The following is a 19,726-nucleotide window of genomic DNA, read 5'->3' as shown; positions in this document are numbered from 1 at the left end:
AGGTACACCCGCCTCCCCCGACCGCCTGCGGCCGATCGGAGGGCCCCTTCGCGGAGGCCTCAGGATCCCCCGTCCCTTACACGGAGTAAGCACCCCTGCGTGTTTGGACGTCAACATCCAAGACGCCGAAACGATAATTTTTTTGCCTCCTTGCGACATTTTTTTCACAGATACGCGACAGAGCTCTCCGTTTCGGTAGCGCATTAGCTACAAAATGGCGGCAGGCCCGGGACCCGTCGCTTGCGCGGCGTCCGGAGTTTTCGCCGCGTCCACGCCCGTCATCCACCAGTTGCACGATGGTAGAGAGGCTGGTGGCGTCGAACTCGTTCGGCGTGCAGAAACAAAAAAGCGCGGGATCCGAGAATCCCGCGCTCGAAAATCAGCACCGATCACGTCATGAATTTGGATCGCTTCGATCCAAACCCATCGTGATTCAGTTCTTCTCGCTCAGCAGTCCCTTGTAGATGAGGCCGCCAAGCACGCCGCCGATCAGCGGAGCGACCCAGAAGAACCACAGCTGCTGCAACGCCAGACCGCCGACGAAGAGCGCCGGTCCCGTCGAGCGCGCCGGGTTGACCGATGTATTGGTCACCGGGATCGAGATCAGGTGGATGAGCGTCAGCGCAAGACCAATCGCGATCGGGGCAAAACCCGCCGGCACCGATTTGCCCGTGGCGCCCAGGATGATGATCAGGAAGAAGGCGGTCATCACGACTTCGGTGGTGAGCGCGGCTGTGAACGAGTAGCCGCCGGGCGAATGCGCGTCATAGCCGTTCGTCGCGAAAGCGCCCGCCGCCGCGGGGTCGATCACGAAACCCGCTTTGCCCGAAGCGATGACATAAAGCACTCCCGCCGCGGCAATGGCGCCGATCACCTGAGCGATGACGTACGGAACGACAGAGGCCCACGGAAAGCGGCCCGCGGTTGCAAGGCCGACCGAAACGGCCGGATTGAAATGTCCTCCGGAAATGCCGCCCACCGCATAGGCCATGGTCAGCACGGTGAGGCCGAACGCAAAAGCGACACCCAGCAGGCCTATGCCGACGCCAGGAAATGCCGCTGCCAGAACCGCGCTTCCGCAACCGCCGAGAACCAGCCAGAATGTGCCAAAGAATTCCGCCGCAAGTTTATTCTGCATGTAAATCCCCTCCGACTCGATTGAGTGAGTCCGAGGCTCTTGTAAGCTCTCCGAACGAAAGTTCAATGTCGCGCGGTGCGTCAGGCCGGGACGGCGCCCCGGGACCTTGGCTCGTGCCGCTCTCGTAACATATCGGCCGACCGGCGGACGACTTCGGAAATCTGTTTGAGCTGTTTGCCGAGCGGGCTTGTCTTGCGCCAGATCATGCCGATTGTCCGCGCGGGTTGCGGACTCTTGAAGTGAGCTACGGATACCGGGGCCGATCGCGTCTCCACGGCAACGGCCATTTCCGGGATCAAGGTGACACCTATGCCGGCACCGACCATCTGGACCAATGTGGACAGAGAGCTGCCCTCCAGCAATTCCCGTGGCCGCACCGTATGCATATTGCAGAACGACAGGGCCTGATCGCGAAAGCAATGCCCCTCTTCGAGCAGAAGCAGCCTCATCTCCCGCAGCGCCTCGGCATTGGGCACCGGCTTTCCTTCATCCTCGCCCGGCCGAACCAGCACAAAATTCTCAGCAAACAGCGCGACCTCAGTCAACGAAGGCTCCGAAACCGGGAGGGCGACGATCGCCGAGTCGAGCCGGCCCTCCGCCAGCTCTTCAATAAGCTTCCGTGTCAGCGTCTCGCGCACATGAATTTCAAGGCCTTCATAAGCGCGCGTCAAGTTTCCGATGATGGTGGGCAGCAGATAGGGGGCGATCGTCGGGATCACGCCCAGACGCAGCCGTCCCGTCGGCCGGTCCTGCGAGGCACGCGCCAGGTCCGCCAGTTCATCCACCGACCGCAATATTTCGCGCACGCGCAGGGCAAACTCTTCTCCGAAACTGGTCAGGCGGACCTGTCGCGCTCCTCTTTCGAAGAGTTCCGCGCCGAGCGATTCTTCCAGATCCCGGATCTGCACCGACATGGCCGGCTGTGTGATCGCGCAGGCATCCGCCGCGCGTCCGAAGTGGCTATGCCGGACGAGCGCCTCGAAATAACGCAATTGCTTGATCGTTATGTTGTTCATAACTTTATTTTATCACCGCAATCAAAAAATCCAAGTTAAATTGATCGCGGAACTCTAGTAGACGGGATGGCGAGACGGGGGAACAGGCCATTCGCGGCGATTCCCTAATGGCCAAAGCGACTCAGCCAGGACATCAACTTAGCCAGGATCGGAGCAAAAATGGACGTTAAGACCAATGATAGCGCGGGCAAATGCCCGGTCATGCATGGCACAGCAGCCAAGACGAATCGCGACTGGTGGCCGAACCAGCTCAATCTTCAGGTTCTCCATCAGAATTCCAGCCTGTCCGATCCGATGGGCGAAGCGTTCGACTATGCCAAGGAATTCAAGAGCCTCGACCTTGATGCCGTGATCAAGGACCTCAAAGCTCTGATGACCGACTCGCAGGATTGGTGGCCGGCCGACTTTGGCCATTACGGGCCGTTGTTCGTCCGCATGGCATGGCACGGCGCGGGCACGTATCGCATCGGCGACGGCCGCGGTGGCGCCGGTGCCGGCCAGCAGCGTTTCGCGCCGCTCAACAGCTGGCCCGACAACGTGAATCTCGACAAGGCACGCCGGCTGCTGTGGCCGATCAAGCAGAAATACGGCCGCAAGATCTCCTGGGCCGACCTGATGATCCTCACCGGCAACGTCGCCCTGGAATCGATGGGCTTCAAGACGTTCGGTTTCGCCGGCGGGCGCAAAGACGTGTGGGAGCCCGAGGAGGCCATCTATTGGGGCCCCGAAGGCGCGTGGCTGGCGGACGAGCGCTATAGCGGCGACCGTGATCTCGACGATCCGCTCGCTGCCGTGCAGATGGGCCTGATCTACGTCAACCCGGAAGGCCCGAACGGCAACCCGGATCCGGTCGCCTCGGCGCGCGACATTCGCGAGACGTTCAGGCGCATGGCGATGAACGATGAAGAGACAGTCGCGCTGATCGCCGGCGGTCACACTTTCGGCAAGACCCACGGTGCGGGCGATGCGGCATTGGTGGGTGCTGCTCCGGAAGGCGCCAGCATCGAGGAGCAAGGCCTCGGCTGGAAGAACAAGTTCGGCACCGGCAAAGGCGGCGATACGATCGGCAGCGGCATCGAGGTCACCTGGACCACGACGCCGACGAAATGGTCCAACAATTTCCTCTGGAACCTGTTCGGTTACGAGTGGGAGCTGACCAAGAGCCCGGCCGGCGCGCATCAGTGGCAACCGAAACATGGCATGGGCGCCAATACCGTGCCGGATGCCCACGACAAGTCGAAGCGTCATGCGCCCACCATGCTCACCAGCGACATCGCCTTGCGGGCCGATCCTGCCTACGAGAAGATCGCCCGGCGCTTCCTCGAGAATCCGGATGAGTTCGCGGATGCATTCGCCCGCGCCTGGTTCAAGCTGACGCATCGCGACATGGGCCCGGTCGCGCGTTATCTGGGCCCCCTCGTTCCAAAGGAAGAGCTGTCGTGGCAAGACCCTATTCCGGCGCTCGATCATGACGTGATCGGGGAGCAGGACATCGCCGCGCTGAAGGCGAAGATCCTCGCCTCCGGCCTGTCGGTCTCGCAGCTGGTCTCGACGGCCTGGGCGTCGGCCTCGACATTCCGCGGTTCCGACAAGCGCGGTGGTGCCAATGGCGCCCGCATTCGGCTCGCGCCGCAGAAGGATTGGGACGTCAACCAGCCGGCTCAGCTGGCGGAGGTCCTCCAGAAACTCGAGGCGATCCAGAAGGAGTTCAACGCCGGCGGCAAGAAGGTTTCGCTTGCCGACCTCATCGTTCTCGGCGGCAGTGCCGCCGTCGAAAAGGCCGCGAAAGCCGCAGGCCACGACGTGAAGGTGTCCTTCACGCCGGGCCGCATGGACGCCTCGCAGGAGCAGACCGACGTCGACTCCTTTGCGCCACTAGAACCGACGGCTGATGGCTTCCGCAACTATCAACGCGGCCGCCATCGCCTTTCGGCTGAGGCGTTGCTGGTGGACCGTGCCCAGCTGCTGACGCTGACGGCGCCTGAGCTGACGGTTCTCGTCGGCGGCTTGCGCGTCCTCGGCGCAAATGCCGGGCAGAGCAAGCACGGGGCCCTCACCCAGCGGCCCGAGACGCTGACCAACGACTTCTTCCTCAATCTGCTCGATATGGGCACGGAGTGGAAAGCGCTGGCGGACTCGAAGGACACGTTCGAAGGGCGCGACCGGGAGACGGACGAAGTCAAGTGGACCGCCACACGCGCGGACCTCATCTTCGGTTCGCACTCACAGTTGCGTGCCGTGGCCGAAGTCTATGCGTGCACGGATTCAAAAGAGAAGTTCGTCAAGGACTTCGTGGCGGCGTGGATCAAGGTGATGAACCTCGACCGCTTCGATCTGGCCTGATCTCGGAGCAATGAGCTTCGCCTTCTAGGCGACAGCCGAGAGCCGCAGGAGCGATCCTGCGGCTCATTTCATTTCTGGCCTTCTCCCGACGCGGCGACGGGCGCTTGACATCGTGGGCCAAACGGCAGGATTGGGAAATATCAAGCTTGGAGTTGCGTTCGGACTTCGACAGCAGCACCCGGTTGGCCACTCCAGGGGCGTTTCATCCCCGAATAGATGCCGTCAGCCTCCATCCGAACTCCGAATAAAAGGATAAAACGAATGGCTCTCGCTCTTCGAATACTCCGTGAAATCGTGCAAGCTTTGCTAAGCGCGTGGACCAAGAAGGATGGCGGTGATGTCCTCGAGAATGTCGCACAAACCAGCACGGCATCTGGCGACGGAAGCAACGGCAAACCTGCGCTTGCAGGAACGGGATTTTCCACCCCATCACAGCCGGGCGTGACGACAGGCGATGGAGCTGCAAGTCAATCTGCCGGGACTCCGTCGCGGCCGGCGAATTTACAGACCATCCCTGGCCGGCCATTGAATGCGGCCGATACAGGGACACCTCAACGCCCCGAGGATACAAAGAAAGGATTAAGTGATTCCGGAGTTCACATCGATGCCTCACGCCGATGGTCATGGGGGCATGGCGGAACTGCAACGACCACCCCTGGCGCAGCTATTTTTCGTCTGGTCAAGAAAGCTGCGCACCAAGAGGAGAAGTTGCCGGAAATTCGCTACAAAACGTCCAGCGAAGTCAATTGGCAAAGGCAGCCACCAACAAGCCGCCGGCGGATGTCGCCACGTAAAATTTCGCAAGGTGGGCAGGCTATCCGGAACAGCTTTCGGCTTCGTCGGGAAGCGCCAATCCCTTGCGCAGCAGCAGCGCCTGCTTTTCCATACATATCGTTCGCAAGAGACTTGTAAGCTGGTCGGATGTGGCCACTGCGGGGCGATTGAGCGGGCGCAGGGCCGATACGATGAACTTCTGTCTTGGCGCGAACCGTTTCAGGGCCAGGGCCGGACTTTCATAGCCCAGCGCGGAGAGCGGATTGAGGATCGCGATGCCAAGCCCCCTGCTCACCAGTTCACATACACTGCCTGCCGATTGCGACGATAGAGACAGCCGCCTCTTTGTTCCCGCCCGGTCGAACACGCGCTCGACGGGCAAACGATAGGGATCATTCGGGCCAAGGCTGATGAAGCTGACCCCTTCGAAATCACTCGGCTGCAAATATTCGTGCCCAGCCAACGGATGCGCTGTCGGAACAATGGCAACCAGGTCGAAAGTCCCCAGCATGGTGACCTCCGCATCGCGTTGGGTGTAGACGTCTTCGATCAGTCCGAGGTCGAAATTGAAACCGGAAATCGAGGATTGGTTGCGCGGATCGACAGTGCTGATATTCAACGTCAGGCTCGGATAGGCAACGGCCAGGCGGGCAATCGCCTCCGGCAGGATCGTTTGCGCGAAGGCCGGAAGCGAGGCGACCGTCAGCACTTCCTCGGAAGCCTCCCGCAGCCGCTCGACAACGCCGTTGATGCGGTCCAGGCCGATGAATGAGGCCTGCACCTCCTGATAGAGCTTGATTGCCCGCGCCGTCGGCACAAGACGCTGACGTTTGCGTTCGAAAAGTGAAAAGCCGACATGCGCTTCCAATCGCGCCAACTCACGCGTAATGGTCGGCTGGGAGGATCCGAGCGCCGCCGCCGCGCCGGTAACGGTGCCGAACTTCATCGTGGCACGGAAAATCTCCACCTGGCGTAAATTGATATGATCTGTGTGAACAGCCATCAGACATGACCACCGCAAATACTAAAGTCGCGCCAAATCATATCCAAAACGAATGAACTTACATCCACTTTTCTATATGCAAGATAGATCTTTCGGTGCCTAAATCACCCCGGTTTTGCACTTGGGGGATTGAATGGCCAGGCCGGCGCCGGTTTCAGCAACGCATCCTGCGGCCGATGCCTTTGTGGGGGCACTGGAACAGACGCAGGGCGCCCTGGGTGAAGACCACGTCTCGGTTGCGGCCTGCCTCTATGATGCACCACTTCGTCACGCCGATCCCGGACCCTTCATCGGGCAATCATGGTGGGGACACAGGGCCGTTTCGCCGGTCTATCCGGCCAGCGTGGTGAAGCTGTTTTATCTGAACGCCCTCGCCGGCTTTCACGACGAAGGTCTCCTTGACCGCGAGCCGGAAGACTACCGCGCCGCCGCCGATATGATCAGGACGTCCTCGAACGAGGCGACGGTCTATCTGGTCGGGCGGCTGACCGGGGCCGATGATGGGGCGCCGCTTTACGGTCAGGCGCTGGAGGACTGGTGCGCCCGGCGCGCGCGGGTGCAGAACTGGTACACGGCGCAGAACCGTTCCGAGCTTGCAGGAATCAACGTCCTGCACGGCACCTATCAGGATAGTCCCTATGGCCGCGCCTTCCAGGCCCGCCGCGACGGCAACGGCAATCTGCTGACGGCACTCGCAGGGGCGGCCTTGATGCACGATATCGCACGCGGCGCCAGCCCCCGCTCCGGGTGGATGATGGACCTCCTGTCGCGCGATTTTCAGCGCAACGCTTCCGGCATCGACCCCGAAGGCGATCAGGTCCGCGGCTTTCTTGTCGAAGGGCTGCCCGCCGAAGTCAGGACCTGGTCGAAGGCCGGCCATACCTCATGGACACGGCACGATCTCGTTTATGCCGAGCTGCCGGACGGGCGGAGTTTTACTCTTTGTGTGATGACGGACGGAACATGGCCTGCGGGCGACAGAACTTTCCTGCCCGAATTCGCGCGACGATTCTATGGGCATGCCTTTGGCCGGGCTGCCGATTGAGCTCTCAGGAATGAAACAACAACCAGGAAGGGGAATAACGATGAGCTATCGATTCAGATTGAAGACCCTGCTCGTGGCGGCGGCGATCGCCATGGCGGCGCCCATGGGTACTCCCTGGGCGCAGGAGCCGGTTTCCGGCGGAAAGCTGCAACTTGCCGCGCCCTATGGTGCCGCGCTCAAGAGCCTTGATCCGCACGTCAGCTACAATTCACAGGACATGGTTGTCTCCAAGGCCTTCCACCGCGCGCTCTACACGTGGGATTCCTCGAATAACGCACCGGCGCTCGACCTCGCCAAACTGGTCAGCACCAGCGAAGACGGCAAGACCTATACCTACGAGTTGTTCGACAACATCTATTTCCACAACGGCCGCAAGCTGACGACCGACGACGTCATCTGGTCCTATACCCGCGTCATGGATCCCACCAAGGGCTATCCCGGCTCGGTGCAGGTAGGCACGCTGGCGGGTGCCAAGGACTACGCCGACGGCAAGGCGAAGGAAATCAGCGGGCTGAAGAAGATCGACGACCGCACATTCTCGATGACCTTCAGTGATTTCGTCGATCCTGGCATGCTCTTCTTCGAGGCGATCACCGCCATCATTCCCAGGGAAGAGGTGGAAGGTGGCAATTTCCTCACCCAGCCGGTCGGTCTCGGACCATTCAGCTTCGTCGAGCACATCGAGGGCTCGCGCATCTCCGGCAAGAAATTCGACAAGTACTACAAGCAGGGCAAACCCTATGCCGATGCGGTCGACTTCACCATCTCGGACGACACCAGCGCGCTCTCTGCCTAACATCAGCGGGCCGCTCATCGTCGTGGCGACCATGGGCATCGGCTCCGCGATCATGGCCGAAGCCGCTCTCTCCTTCCTCGGTCTCGGGGTCGTGCCGCCCGCGCCGAGTTGGGGCGGCATGCTGGCAAGAGCTCGCGAACAGCTCATGGTCGCGCCTTGGGTGGCTTTGTTTCCCGGCCTCGCGCTGTTCGCCACGGTACTCGGATTCAATATGCTGGGCGACGGTCTGCGCGACATTCTCGACCCGCACGGCAAGGCGAAGCGCTGATGGCCGATCAACCAATCCTCGAGGTCGACGACCTGTCGATCACGTTGCGCCTCAAGGAGAGAGATTTCGCCGCTGTCAGCAATCTGAGCTTTGCCATCGAGCGCGGCGAGGTATTCGGCCTGGTGGGCGAGTCCGGTTGCGGCAAAAGCCTGTGCGCCCTGAGCATTGCCGGGCTGCTGCGGGACCCGATGCACATCGCCGGCGGACGAATTGACGTCGAGGGACGCGATATCAACCAGCTCTCGAACCGCGACATGCGCCGCTTGCGCGGCGACCGCATCGCCATGATATTTCAGGAGCCGATGACCTCGCTGAACCCGCTGATGACCATCGGCGATCAGATCGGCGAGATGTTTCTGCTGCACCAGAACATGAGCGGACGTCAGGCGCGCGTCAAGGCAATCGAGTCGCTGGAGCAGGTGCAGGTGCCGAGCCCGGAGCGTCGCATCCGGGACTATCCGCACCAGCTCTCGGGCGGGATGCGGCAGCGCGTGATGATCGCCATCGCGCTGGCCTGCAACCCCGCTTTGCTCATAGCGGATGAACCCACAACGGCGCTCGATGTGACCATTCAGGCGGAGATCGTCGAGCTGATCCTCGATCTATGCCGGGCGCGCGGTACGGCCGTGCTGATGATATCGCACGATCTGGGGCTTGTTGCCCGCATCTGCAACAGGGTTGCCGTCATGTATGCAGGGCACATCGTGGAAGAACGCGCGGCGAGCGAGATTTTCACCGATCCGCGCCATCCTTATACGCGCGGACTGGTCGCGTCCCTGCCACGTCTCGGCCGGCGACTGCAGAAAGGACGCCAACCGCTCCAGGAGATCAAGGGCGTCGTGCCCGCTTTGACCGAGCGAGGTCAGGGCTGCGGTTTCGCGGCGCGCTGCGGCAGCACGACCGATCTCTGCCGCGCCGATATGCCGCCCGCCAAGCCGTTGGCCCAAAATGGCAGGATAAGGTGCTTCCACCATGGCTGAACTCACCGGCGTGCCGCCCGGAGGGCCGGTCGACGCATTCGATACGCGCGACCTTTGCGTCCACTATCCCGTACGCGAAGGTCTGCGCAGAAAGTCGCTCAAGGCCGTGGATGGCATCACCCTGAACATTCGGGCGGGCGAATGCCTCGGCCTGGTGGGTGAATCAGGTTGCGGCAAGTCCACTTTCGCGCAGGCGATCATGGGATTGGTGTCCATCACTTCCGGATCCGTCCGTGTCGCGGGGCAGGATGTCGCGGAAGCCGTGCGACGCAATCCACTCAGCCATGCACGCAACGTGCAGATGGTTTTTCAGGATCCCTTCGCGTCGCTCAACCCCCGCCAGAGTATCCGTCAAGCATTGGCCGGCCCTCTTCGGTTGCATGGCATGGGCGACCGCCACGAGATCGAAGCCCGCGTTGTCGATATGCTGGCGCGCGTCGGCATGAAGCCCGAGGCCGCCGACCGGCTGCCGCACGAATTTTCCGGCGGACAACGCCAGCGCATCTGCATTGCGCGGGCGCTCATCATCCAGCCCAAGCTGCTGGTCTGTGATGAACCTGTCTCGGCTCTGGACGTCTCGATCCGCGCGCAGATCATCAATCTGCTGATGCAGCTGAAGGACGATCTCGGCATCGCCCTCCTGATGATTTCGCACGACCTCGGGGTGGTCGAGCATATGAGCGACCGCGTCGCCGTCATGTATCTGGGCCGTATCGTCGAGGAAGGGGGGTGGAGCGACATTTTCACCGCGCCGATGCATCCTTACACGCAGGCACTGATCTCCTCGATCCCCGACCCAATAACGCCGGTCGCTACGAAACGGCGCATGAAAGGCGAGGCGCCAACCGCGTTGCACCCTCCTCCCGGCTGTGCCTTCAATCCCCGGTGCGCCGTTGCCATCGACGCCTGTCGCCAGGGCGACGCGCCCGACTTCACGCCGGTTGCGCAAGCCCATCGCGCCCGTTGTCATTTACTACCCAGAGGTCAATAGAATGAACCAGAACCCCTTCATGGTCGGAACGTTGGAGCAGAAGACGATTGTCGTTCGCGTGGGCCACGACCCCGGCGCGGCACATATCGGCACGCTCACCATCGACGACTGGACGGTCAAATGCGCCGTCGGGCGCGGGGGCCTCGTCGAGCCGCAGCACAAGCGCGAGGGAGACGGCAAGACGCCAATCGGGCGGTATCCGCTCCGCTACGGCTTCTACGATCCCGATGTCTTCGGAGATGCGCCACGAGGCTTCGACTTTCCGTTCCTGCCCAAGCCACCGAACTATCGCTGGATCGAGGACCCCGGCAGCGCCTTCTACAACAAACTCGTATTTGAGACCGACGAGACACAGCCCTCGCGGCGCGGCGAAAGCCTCTTCGACCTGTTCATTCCCGTTGGCTGGAACGATTCCCTTACAATGGCTGCCGGTGGCTCGGCCATCTTCATGCACGCGGCGCGGCCCGACTATTCAGGCACCGCGGGTTGCGTAGTGGTCGCACATGAGGATCTTCTGGAATTGGGACGCCGCCTGCGCCCGGGAATGTACATCGATATCGCACCGGTGGACCATGAGGCCAAGGCGCCTGCCCCGCTGGTCGCCGCCGCGCCGCAAGCGATCGAGAGCGTGACCTTTCATGGCCTGAGGCCAGGGCCGCGCGTCATCGTCACCGGAGCCGTTCACGGCAACGAGCCGGCCGGCCCATATGCCATTGCCCGGCTGATCGCAGAATTCCGTTCGGGCGCACGGCTGCTTGAGCGTGGCACGCTGACTTTCGTTCCCCTGGTCAACGGCCTTGCCTTCCGGCAGAACACCCGCGCCGGCCATCGCAACCTCAATCGCAACCTGAGCGAAAGCCCGATTCCGCGGGATAATGAGGATCGCGTGGCCAATGTGCTCTGCCCGCTCCTGCGCGCCCACGATGTTCTGATTGACCTGCATTCCTTCAATGGCGAAGGCGAGGCATTCGCGCTGATCGGCCCGCAAGACAACACGGGCGCCCTGGAACCGTTTGCTTATGCCGATGCCGAGGCGGCGCTGGCCAAGGCGATGAACCTGCCTCTGGTCGTTCATGGTTGGCTCGCTGCGCATGAGAAGGCCCAGGGTCAGAAGCAGGCGGCCGGGGTAAACGGGATCTCATCCCTGCAGGGCGTGGGAACGACCGAATATATGCGGTTTTCCGGAGGCTATGGCGTGACCGTGGAGTGCGGTCAGCATCTCGCTCCGGACGCCCAGCTGATTGGCTATGAGTGTGTCGTCAACGGACTTGCCCATCTGGGGGTCATCACAGCAGCCTCGCCAGCCATAAGAAAGCCGCGCGTTCTGGAGATCGTCGATGTCATACTCGCCGCTCACGAGGACGACCGCCTCGTGCGCCCATTCAAGGCGTGCGAGGCTGTGACCGAAGGCGAGGTCATCGGTCGTCGCGCTGACGGCACGGACATCCTTGCCCCCTATGACGGCGCCGTGATCTTCGCAAGCATGAATGCCGAGGCGAACCACGAGCTCTGCTATCTGTGCACGCCAAGCTCCAGGCTCGGCTGACATTTCAGGAGCGAGAGGGCGGCCAAGCGACACGCCTCACTTGGCGTCATCTCTGATCCACTCCGCCGTGATGTGCTTCAGCTTTTCCGGGTTGCGCACGACATAGATGCCGGTCACCTTGCCGTCGGTGATCTCGAAGGACATGGTCTGCGGCAGGCCGTCGGCCTCGATCGTGGCGAAGCCCGGCATGCCGTTGATGCGGGTGAAGCGCACCGGCATCACCCCGTGGCTCGCGAATGTCTTCAGGCCATAGCCGGTGAGGAACTTGGCCACCTGCGTTATGCCGCTCAAAATCTTCACGGCGGCGGTGCGATTGCCGCCTCCGTCGGATTGCAGGACCACGTTGTCACCGAGGAGTTTGCTCAACCCCGCCAGGTCGCCGCGCGAAGCGGCCTCGTGGAAGGCGCGGGTGATGGCGCCCTCCTCCGCGGCCTCGACCTTGTAGCGCGGCCGGCCGCTGCGCAGATTCCGACGCGCCCGGCTCGCCAGTTGCCGGGCGCTCTCCTCGCTGCGCCCGATCGTCTCGGCCACCGCTGGAAAGCCCATCTCGAAAATATCATGGAGCAGGAAGGCGGCGCGTTCGAGCGGCGACAATCGCTCGAGCGCCAGCATCATCGCCACAGACAGATCGCCAGCGAGTTCCTCCGCCGGTGAGCTCTCATCGACGAGCCCTTCGATCAAGGGTTCCGGCAGCCAGGGGCCGACATAGGTCTCACGCCGCCGGCGCGCCGATTTGAGGACATCGAGGCAGAGCCGCGAGGTGACCCGAGTCAGGAAGGCTCTCGGCTCCACCACCTCGCGCTGGTCCGTCCGGTGCCAGCGCAAATAGACGTCCTGGACGACATCCTCCGCCTCGGCATAGGAGCCGAGCATGCGATAAGCGAGGCCGGTCAGATATTTCCGGTGCGTCTCGAATATCTGCGCGCGCATGGTTCTCTTCCCATCATTTTTCCAAGACGAGACGACATGGCCGGGTGTGACACGACCCGGCGGCTTTTTCAGGGCTCCGCGCTGAGCCCTCCGGTCATCGGCTCCGGCGCGCCAGTGGTGCCGGGGAATGTGATCGGCAACTCCTTCAGGCTGCGCACGGCGAGATAGGCCCAGGCTTCGGCTTCCATGGCATCGCCATCGAAGCCTACCGCCTCGGCCGGGAGAATGGCCTCGGGGCCCAGACGCAAGGCGGCGCGTAATGCCGCCATCAAAGCCGGGTTCTTGCGCCCGCCGCCGCAGATCACCCAGCATTTCGGATCGGCCGGGAACCAATTGCGCGAAAGCGCCACCGCGCCTGCGGTGAAGGCGGTGAGCGTCGCCGCGCCATCGCCCGGGCTCAGGCCGCCGAGATCGAGCGAGCCGAAGCTGTCGCGGTCGAGTGATTTGGGCGGCTGTTCCTCGAAGAAGGAATCCCCCAGGAACTGCGCCAGCACCGCCTCGTGGACGCGGCCCGAGAAGGCCAGCCTGCCACCGGTATCGACCGGCCGTCCCGTCGTCTTCAACGCCCAATCGTCGAGGAGCGCGTTGCCGGGACCGGTGTCGAAGGCGATGAGCGTGCCATCGGCGCCGATCCAGGTGACGTTGCTTACCCCGCCTATATTGAGGAAAGCCAAGGGCAACGCCTCGAGGCTCTGCGCCAAGGCGCGGTGATAGACCGGCACCAGGGGCGCTCCCTGCCCGCCAGCGGCGATGTCGTCAGCGCGCAGATCATAGATCACACGACATCTCAGCCGGCGCGCCAGCAGGGCTCCGTCGCCCAGTTGCACCGTGAGGCGGCGCTCGGGCCGGTGCAGAACGGTCTGCCCGTGGAAGCCGATTACGTCGATATCTGTGGAGGTTAGCCCCAGCTCCTGACAGAAGGCTTCAACCGCCAGTGCGTGCCATTCGGTCAACGCCCATTCGACTTCGGCGAGGCTCTTCGGCCGCTCGTGCCGGTCCTTGAGGCCAAGCGCGTCTTTCAGAGCGTCCTTGAGCATCGCCCGCTGCGTCGGCACGTAAGGATAGGTGCGCGATGGCCCCCGCTTCACCGTCGCCTCGCCATCGGTTGTGATGAGGGCGATATCGATGCCGTCGAGGGAGGTCCCGGACATGAGTCCCAGGGCCGTGTAGAGTTTTGACACGCGCTAATCCCGTGGTAAGAGCCCGTTCGCGTTAAATTTAGGCCTGTTATGAGCAAGTTCTCGTCCGAATTCCTTAACACTCTTTCCACCCGCGGATACATCCATCAGGGATCCGATCTCGACGGGTTGGACCAACTCGCGGCAAGGAACGAGGTCAACGCCTATATCGGCTTCGACTGCACGGCACGCTCCCTTCATGTGGGCTCGCTCGTCCAGATCATGCTGCTCTACTGGGCGCAAACGACCGGCCAGAAGACCATCGCGCTCATGGGTGGCGGCACCACCCGCGTCGGCGATCCGACGGGCCGCGATGAAGGCCGCAAACTGCTCTCCCTCGAGGATATCGAGGAGAACAAGCGTGGCATCCAGAGCGTCTTCGCCAAGTTCCTGAAATTCGGCGATGGCCCCAAGGACGCCATCATGGTCGACAATGCCGAGTGGCTCACCAGGCTCAATTACATCGACATGCTGCGCGCCATCGGCCGGCATTTCTCGATCAACCGCATGCTGACCATGGATTCGGTGAAACTCCGGCTCGAGCGCGAGCACGAAATGTCCTTCATCGAATTCAATTATATGATCCTGCAGGCCTATGACTTCACCGAGCTGGCGCGGCGCTATGGCACCAATCTGCAGATGGGCGGCTCCGACCAGTGGGGCAATATCGTCACCGGCGTCGATCTTGGCCGGCGCATGGGCACGCATCAGCTCTATGCGCTGACGACGCCACTGATCACCCTCGCTTCCGGCGCCAAAATGGGCAAGACGGCCTCCGGCGCCGTGTGGCTCAATGCCGATATGCGCTCGCCTTATGAATACTGGCAGTTCTGGCGCAATACCGAGGATGCCGACGTGGCGCGCTTCCTGAAGCTCTTCACCACTCTGCCGTTGCCTGAGATCGAGCGGCTGGCGGCCTTGGGCGGGGCCGAGATCAACGAGGCGAAGAAGACGCTGGCGACCGAAGCGACCACCCTCCTCCATGGCAGGGAAGCGGCCCTCGAAGCCGCCGAGACGGCGCGCCGCACCTTCGAGGAAGGCCAGGCCGCCGAAGGCCTGCCCTCGATCGACGTGCCGGCGGCCGATTTCCGCGCCGGGATCGGCATCCTGACGGCGCTGGTGATGGCGGGCCTCGCTTCCTCCAATGGCGATGCGCGCCGGCAAATCCAGGGCGGCGCCATCAAGGTGAACGACATGGCCGTCGCCGACGACAAGCTGCAGCTCTCCGAGGCCTCGTTCAATCAGGACGGCGTCATCAAGTTGTCGATGGGCCGCAAGAAGCATGTGCTGCTGAAAGCCGCATCATAGCGCGGGATGCGAAAAAGTGGACACCGGTTTTTCGCAAGAATCCCGCGCTAAAATATTGAGATCGATCGCGTTTATGAGTTTGGATTGACTCAATCCAAACTCATCGTGATCTATGTACGGTACTTGCGATCACGGGCCCAAGGATGAGAAAAATCGCGGGTCGGAATCTCCCTGTGCCAGCGGTTTACGCGGAAATCCCTGCAAATCCCTGCAAATCCGCTGTTAATCCGCTGCAAATTCCGCTGTTCTTTTTCAGGTCGGCGGAATGAAGGGTTGAGCGATCTCGCGGAAGGCCGGGAGGGCTTCAAGCCGCTCGCCATGGTCTCTGAGGGCGCGATAATTTTCCATGCGCGCGAGGCCCGGATGCGCCTCGTTGAGGAAACGCAGGGCAACGGCGACGGCGATATCGGGATGGCCGATGCGATCGCCGAACCAATAATCTGTCGCTCTCGCCGCCCGGTCGGTCTCGAGCTCCGCCAGCGCGCCGAGAATCTGGCCGCCGCAGCGCTCGACCCAGATATGCGAGGCCTGCTCATGCAGGCGCTTCTCATAGAAGAGGCTCACTGCCTTGTCGGCCATGCCGGTCGCCAGCGCCGCCACCTTGAGGGCGCGATGGCGCTCGGGCTCGCGGCGCGGAAACAACGCGCGCTTCTGCGGCACGAGATTGTCGAGATAGTCCAGAATGAGGTGGCTTTCGATCAGCGCCGTGCCGTCATCGAGCACGAGTGTCGGAACCCGGCTCAGCGGATTGTAGGGCTTGATCTTGCCGGCGTCGGCGAAGGTCGACCAGGGACGGTGCTCGAATGGCAGACCATATAGCGTCAGCGCGATGCCGACACGGCGCACGAAAGGCGAGTCATATTGGCCGATGAGGATCAATTGTTGCGCTCCCGACGTTTGACCGCGGGTTCGTTGCTGCCGCCATATTCAAAGAACTTGCGCAGGATGCCGGGGGCGATGGCGGATACCGGATTAACCTGGAAGCGCGGCTGGGACATGGTGCCGCCCACCGCATAAGTCAGACCGAAAATGCCTTCGCCTTTGCCGCCGGTGAGGATCTGGCCGAGAATAGGAATCTCGCCGATCGCCGAATTCAGCGCATAGACCGGAATGATGGTGCCGTCGATGTCGATGGCGCCGTCGGTCTTGCGGATGAGGCCCTGGGCGGTGGCGCCGAGCTCCGGTCCCTTGACCAGCGTGTCGCCGATGCGGATGAAGCGCGCGTCACTGGTGAAGGGCAAGGTCAGACGCGAGAAAATCACCCCGCCCTTGCGCGGACCTGCCTTCTTGGGCCTCCCCTTCTGGTCGAGCTCGGCCAGTGCCGCTTCGTCGCGCACTTCGAAATCGCGCAATGTGAGGCGGCCGTTGCGCACCGTTGAATCGGCGCCGGCGCCGAGCTTCGCCGTGAAATCGATCTGACCGCCGGCGACCTTGGAATAGAGATTGGCGGCACGCAAAGCCGAGCCGGCGTCGCGACCACCGACACGCAAATCGCGACCGCCGTCATCGGCCGGCATGACGCGGATGGTGATCGGCTGGCCGCTGATGAAGCTGCCATTGATGGTGGCGCGCTCGACATAGCCGTCGCGCAGGACGACACTGCCGGCGACGCCTGTGACGACCTCGCCGCGATGCGCATAGACCTTGTCGACGACCGCGTCGACGATCACCACGCCCTTGCCTTTCCCCTTGTCCTTGCCCGAGCCCTCGTCGCCGGACGGCGCCGGACGGTTGGCGAAGAGCGAGCGGATCATCGGCCTTGCGTCGAAACTCACGCCGTTGATCGAAACATTCGTCGCCTCGCTGCTCTGCGTGATGACGACGCCGAAACGGTTGTCCTCATTGAGGACAACGGTCGGAAACTTGGCGTCCGCCATGACGCCGGCGCCGTTGATGGCGAGCTGTCCCTTCATCAGGAAGCCGTCGCCCTTGATGGTGAGATCGTCGATCCGGCCGGCCTTGCCGTCGCCTGGCGTGTATTCGAAGTTCGCCGTTGTGCGTGGCGCCGGCGGGCGCCACCAGTCGATGGCGGCGAGCCGCAACGAGGCCTTTGAGAGATCGGCCTCGACCTTGATCTTCTGAACCTCGTCGCGGAAACCCTCTGCCCTCACCTTGACCTTCACCGGTCCGCTGACATAGTCGTTGACCTTGGCGCCGATGGCGTCGCGCTGCTTGGCGTCGAGGGTCGTCTCGATGATGGCGTTCTGCGGGCTGTCCGCTCCCCCGTCGCGCCACCAGGTGACCTTGGCGGCGATATCGTTGAGCTTGGCGGTGCCTTCCGCCCGGACGGAAGTCTCGGTGATTTTGAGATCGATGACGCCGTCATTCAGATCGATGCCATCGAGCGCGTCCTTGAGACCGGCGTTGCGCAGCTTGGCCGTGGCGGAGACCTTGACGTCGTCGCGATCGACGATCTGCTTGAGCGGCAGATGAAGGTCGACCGCCACCGTGGCGTCGCCGGTCAGGTCCCTAGCCTTGCCGCCGCTCTTGGTGACCAGGTTCAACGGGTCGAGATCGAGATACTCGATGAAGGTCGGCACGCTGCCTTCTCCCTCGAGATGGATCTCGGCCGGCGTCATCGGCGCGAGCAGCGCCGTCATCTTGAGCGTGCCTTTGCTCAGATCGACCTTCTTGCCGGATGGTGTGCGCACTACCCCTTTGTCGAGGCGCAGGGAAAAGGTATCCCCGCCGAGCGTACCCTCGCCCGAGGCCTCGGTGATCGGCGGAAGGCCGCCGAAATAGGTGGTGGTGACGCCATCGAGTCCGAAGCGTGCCGCGATGGCGTCATTTGGAATAAGCTTGTTCTGGACCCCGTCGGCCAGCCCGTCGACCGGCAGGTTGATGACGAACTCGCCGTCGGTGATGCGGCCGGCGAGGATATTCGTGTTCACCCATTTGCGGGAGTTGGGCGCGATGATCGGTGGCCACAGCCGCTTCAGGATCGGCGCCGTCACGTCACGCACGCGGCCAGCGAGCTTGATGCCGACCGAGCGCTCACCGCCGGTGAAAGTGCCATGCAAGCGCACGCCGGCATTGCCCGCCATGATGACCGCGTCCTCGACATCGAAGCGCGCCTCGCGCACCGAGGCGACGCCGGCGAAGTCCACCCGGTCGATGGCGATCTGGTCCTTGACGATCGAATTGGGGTCGAGGCTCAGATTGCGCGCATTGATCTCGATCTTGAGCGCGTCGAGGCGGCCGTCGGGCTGGCGGATCGGGACGATGCGGCCACCGATCTGGGCCGGCGATCCGCCGATCATCAAGGTCGAGTTGCTGATTTCCACGCCGCCAGTCTTTGGATCGAAGTCGAGCCGCAGCAGCCCCTCATTCACCGCGATCGGCTCGGCGATGAAACCCGGCAATCCCACCTCGCCCGCCGCCGCGGTGAACTCGGCCGAGCCATTCATTATCTTGGCGTCCTCGCTCACCTCCATCTCGACATGGCCGGAAAGGGGCAGCTTCACCTGGGCGAGCTTCGAGAGAGCGAAGATATCGTCGGCGATGTTGGCGGGCACGAGATCGGTAACGCGCGCCGAAACGGCGAACGACTTGCGCTCGCGGCGATAGCTCGCTGATATCTCGGCGCGCCACGGATCGCCGCCCGAAGCAATCTTGGCCTCGGAAAAGAGCGTGAAACCATACGGCATGCGCTTGAAGGCCAGGCTCGCCTTGGGAATGCTCCAGCTGGTGCCGTTGACCTCGTCGACCAGTTGAATGACCGCGTCGCTGACCAGGATGGCGTCGAGACTCGCCATCGCGGAGTTCGCCTCCTCGGAGCCCGGCGTGACGCCGCTCAGGAAGTCGATCACTGTCCCGCCCTGCGTCTCGGGAGCGACCTGCTGCAGATTGGTCTCCTGATTGGACTTGCCGGTTGCGTCCTTCCCGTTGTCCGCCACGGCATGTTCATCGAAACCGAGCTTGAAGCCGCCGCCCAGCGTGCGTCTGGCTACGATACGAGGACCGATCAGCTCGATCTGCTTCGGCACCACCGCGCCGCTCATAAGTTCACTGCCATCGACGCCGATGGCGGCCTTCGGGGCGCGCGCGATGACCTCGCCTTGAGCATCGGCCAATTCGACATTGCGCAGGCGGAAATGCGGCATGCCGGTGGTGGCATCCCGCTCGATCATCACCCCTTCGAGATTGACCTTGAGGCCGCCGCCAAGATTGGAATTGATCTGGGCCTGGATGCGGTCGCGCATGAAGTCCAGCGATACCGGTCCGCTCATCAACCGGATGAAAAAGACACCGCCCCCGATGACGACGATCGCCACGAGACCTAGGAGCACCAGCGCCGTCGTTTTCAAGAATCGCCGCAAAGCCTGAGCAGCCCCGTACGAAAATGTCGTCTAGTTACAGCCACGCGCCCACGGCTAATGCCGCCATACCAACCGTCCGAATACGCAAACC

14 protein-coding genes and 1 pseudogene are annotated in these 19,726 nt (G+C 62.6%); 8 read left to right on the top strand and 7 right to left on the bottom strand.

What is annotated here, in order from left to right:
* Window positions 1–433: 433 nt before the first annotated feature.
* Both aqpZ and G5V57_RS25330 read right to left on the bottom strand, forming a co-directional pair.
* Complete coding sequence (aqpZ, locus tag G5V57_RS25335) at window positions 434–1,138, bottom strand: aquaporin Z (protein WP_165170579.1); 705 nt, start codon at window positions 1,136–1,138, stop codon at window positions 434–436.
* A gap of 80 nt (window positions 1,139–1,218) precedes the next feature.
* The gene (locus G5V57_RS25330) at window positions 1,219–2,154 is read right to left on the bottom strand and encodes a hydrogen peroxide-inducible genes activator (RefSeq protein ID WP_165170577.1); all 936 of its coding nucleotides are present in this window, start codon (window positions 2,152–2,154) and stop codon (window positions 1,219–1,221) included.
* A 159-nt stretch (window positions 2,155–2,313) separates the two neighbouring features.
* Here G5V57_RS25330 and katG point away from each other — a divergent pair, with 159 nt between their 5' ends.
* On the top strand, window positions 2,314–4,497 hold the full coding sequence (katG, locus tag G5V57_RS25325) for a catalase/peroxidase HPI (RefSeq protein ID WP_165170575.1): 2,184 nt from the start codon (window positions 2,314–2,316) through the stop codon (window positions 4,495–4,497).
* An 814-nt stretch (window positions 4,498–5,311) separates the two neighbouring features.
* On the opposite strand, the gene G5V57_RS25320 is transcribed toward katG, so the two are convergent.
* Entirely contained in the window at window positions 5,312–6,274 is a 963-nt protein-coding gene (locus tag G5V57_RS25320) for a LysR substrate-binding domain-containing protein (protein ID WP_165170573.1), read from the bottom strand.
* Between the two features lie 133 nt (window positions 6,275–6,407).
* On the opposite strand from G5V57_RS25320, the gene G5V57_RS25315 reads away from it, so the two are divergent.
* The 6 genes and pseudogenes from G5V57_RS25315 to G5V57_RS25290 all read left to right on the top strand — a co-directional run bounded on the left by G5V57_RS25315 (window position 6,408) and on the right by G5V57_RS25290 (window position 11,900).
* Window positions 6,408–7,319: a serine hydrolase gene (locus G5V57_RS25315; RefSeq protein WP_165170571.1), complete on the top strand. Its 912-nt coding sequence runs from the start codon at window positions 6,408–6,410 to the stop codon at window positions 7,317–7,319.
* On the top strand, window positions 7,288–8,115 hold the full coding sequence (locus G5V57_RS25310; protein ID WP_371744620.1) for an ABC transporter substrate-binding protein: 828 nt from the start codon (window positions 7,288–7,290) through the stop codon (window positions 8,113–8,115). The genes G5V57_RS25315 and G5V57_RS25310 overlap by 32 nt, the downstream gene beginning before the upstream one ends.
* Window positions 8,108–8,383: pseudogene (locus G5V57_RS25305) on the top strand (ABC transporter permease); the annotation flags it as partial. The gene G5V57_RS25310 and the pseudogene G5V57_RS25305, both read left to right, overlap by 8 nt.
* Complete coding sequence (locus tag G5V57_RS25300; RefSeq protein WP_165170565.1) at window positions 8,383–9,363, top strand: ABC transporter ATP-binding protein; 981 nt, start codon at window positions 8,383–8,385, stop codon at window positions 9,361–9,363. The pseudogene G5V57_RS25305 and the gene G5V57_RS25300, both read left to right, overlap by 1 nt.
* On the top strand, window positions 9,356–10,354 hold the full coding sequence (locus G5V57_RS25295) for an ABC transporter ATP-binding protein (RefSeq protein ID WP_165170563.1): 999 nt from the start codon (window positions 9,356–9,358) through the stop codon (window positions 10,352–10,354). Before G5V57_RS25300 ends, G5V57_RS25295 begins: the two co-directional genes overlap by 8 nt.
* A 1-nt stretch (window position 10,355) precedes the next feature.
* Window positions 10,356–11,900, top strand: coding sequence for a succinylglutamate desuccinylase/aspartoacylase family protein (locus tag G5V57_RS25290; protein WP_165170561.1), 1,545 nt, complete (start codon window positions 10,356–10,358; stop codon window positions 11,898–11,900).
* A 36-nt stretch (window positions 11,901–11,936) separates the two neighbouring features.
* On the opposite strand, the gene G5V57_RS25285 is transcribed toward G5V57_RS25290, so the two are convergent.
* Window positions 11,937–12,830 (bottom strand): sigma-70 family RNA polymerase sigma factor, encoded by an 894-nt coding sequence (locus tag G5V57_RS25285; RefSeq protein ID WP_165170559.1) that lies wholly within the window; start codon window positions 12,828–12,830, stop codon window positions 11,937–11,939.
* A gap of 68 nt (window positions 12,831–12,898) precedes the next feature.
* A complete protein-coding gene (locus G5V57_RS25280) occupies window positions 12,899–14,011 on the bottom strand; it encodes an anhydro-N-acetylmuramic acid kinase (protein WP_256378601.1) in 1,113 nt (370 codons plus the stop codon).
* 48 nt (window positions 14,012–14,059) lie between these two features.
* Between G5V57_RS25280 and tyrS the strand changes: the two genes are divergently transcribed.
* On the top strand, window positions 14,060–15,316 hold the full coding sequence (gene tyrS / locus G5V57_RS25275) for a tyrosine--tRNA ligase (protein ID WP_165170557.1): 1,257 nt from the start codon (window positions 14,060–14,062) through the stop codon (window positions 15,314–15,316).
* 252 nt (window positions 15,317–15,568) lie between these two features.
* Here the strand turns inward: tyrS and G5V57_RS25270 are convergent, their stop codons facing one another.
* Both G5V57_RS25270 and G5V57_RS25265 read right to left on the bottom strand, forming a co-directional pair.
* Window positions 15,569–16,195 carry a glutathione S-transferase family protein gene (locus G5V57_RS25270; protein WP_165170555.1) on the bottom strand — a complete coding sequence of 209 codons (627 nt, stop codon included), beginning with the start codon at window positions 16,193–16,195 and terminating at the stop codon, window positions 15,569–15,571.
* The gene (locus G5V57_RS25265) at window positions 16,192–19,623 is read right to left on the bottom strand and encodes a DUF3971 domain-containing protein (protein ID WP_165170553.1); all 3,432 of its coding nucleotides are present in this window, start codon (window positions 19,621–19,623) and stop codon (window positions 16,192–16,194) included. Before G5V57_RS25265 ends, G5V57_RS25270 begins: the two co-directional genes overlap by 4 nt.
* Between the last annotated feature and the right edge of the window lie 103 nt (window positions 19,624–19,726).

The organism is Nordella sp. HKS 07, from assembly GCF_011046735.1.
Taxonomy (GTDB): domain Bacteria; phylum Pseudomonadota; class Alphaproteobacteria; order Rhizobiales; family Aestuariivirgaceae; genus Taklimakanibacter.
The sequence above is the reverse complement of the archived record's forward strand: the minus strand, read 5'-3'. Positions and strand labels throughout refer to the sequence as shown.

Coding starts and splice junctions, on each gene's coding strand:
- aqpZ (WP_165170579.1), bottom strand. CDS start 1,138: ATGCAGAATAAACTTGCGGCGGAATTCTTTGGCACATTCTGGCTGGTT.
- G5V57_RS25330 (WP_165170577.1), bottom strand. CDS start 2,154: ATGAACAACATAACGATCAAGCAATTGCGTTATTTCGAGGCGCTCGTC.
- katG (WP_165170575.1), top strand. CDS start 2,314: ATGGACGTTAAGACCAATGATAGCGCGGGCAAATGCCCGGTCATGCAT.
- G5V57_RS25320 (WP_165170573.1), bottom strand. CDS start 6,274: ATGGCTGTTCACACAGATCATATCAATTTACGCCAGGTGGAGATTTTC.
- G5V57_RS25315 (WP_165170571.1), top strand. CDS start 6,408: ATGGCCAGGCCGGCGCCGGTTTCAGCAACGCATCCTGCGGCCGATGCC.
- G5V57_RS25310 (WP_371744620.1), top strand. CDS start 7,288: ATGGGCATGCCTTTGGCCGGGCTGCCGATTGAGCTCTCAGGAATGAAA.
- G5V57_RS25300 (WP_165170565.1), top strand. CDS start 8,383: ATGGCCGATCAACCAATCCTCGAGGTCGACGACCTGTCGATCACGTTG.
- G5V57_RS25295 (WP_165170563.1), top strand. CDS start 9,356: ATGGCTGAACTCACCGGCGTGCCGCCCGGAGGGCCGGTCGACGCATTC.
- G5V57_RS25290 (WP_165170561.1), top strand. CDS start 10,356: ATGAACCAGAACCCCTTCATGGTCGGAACGTTGGAGCAGAAGACGATT.
- G5V57_RS25285 (WP_165170559.1), bottom strand. CDS start 12,830: ATGCGCGCGCAGATATTCGAGACGCACCGGAAATATCTGACCGGCCTC.
- tyrS (WP_165170557.1), top strand. CDS start 14,060: ATGAGCAAGTTCTCGTCCGAATTCCTTAACACTCTTTCCACCCGCGGA.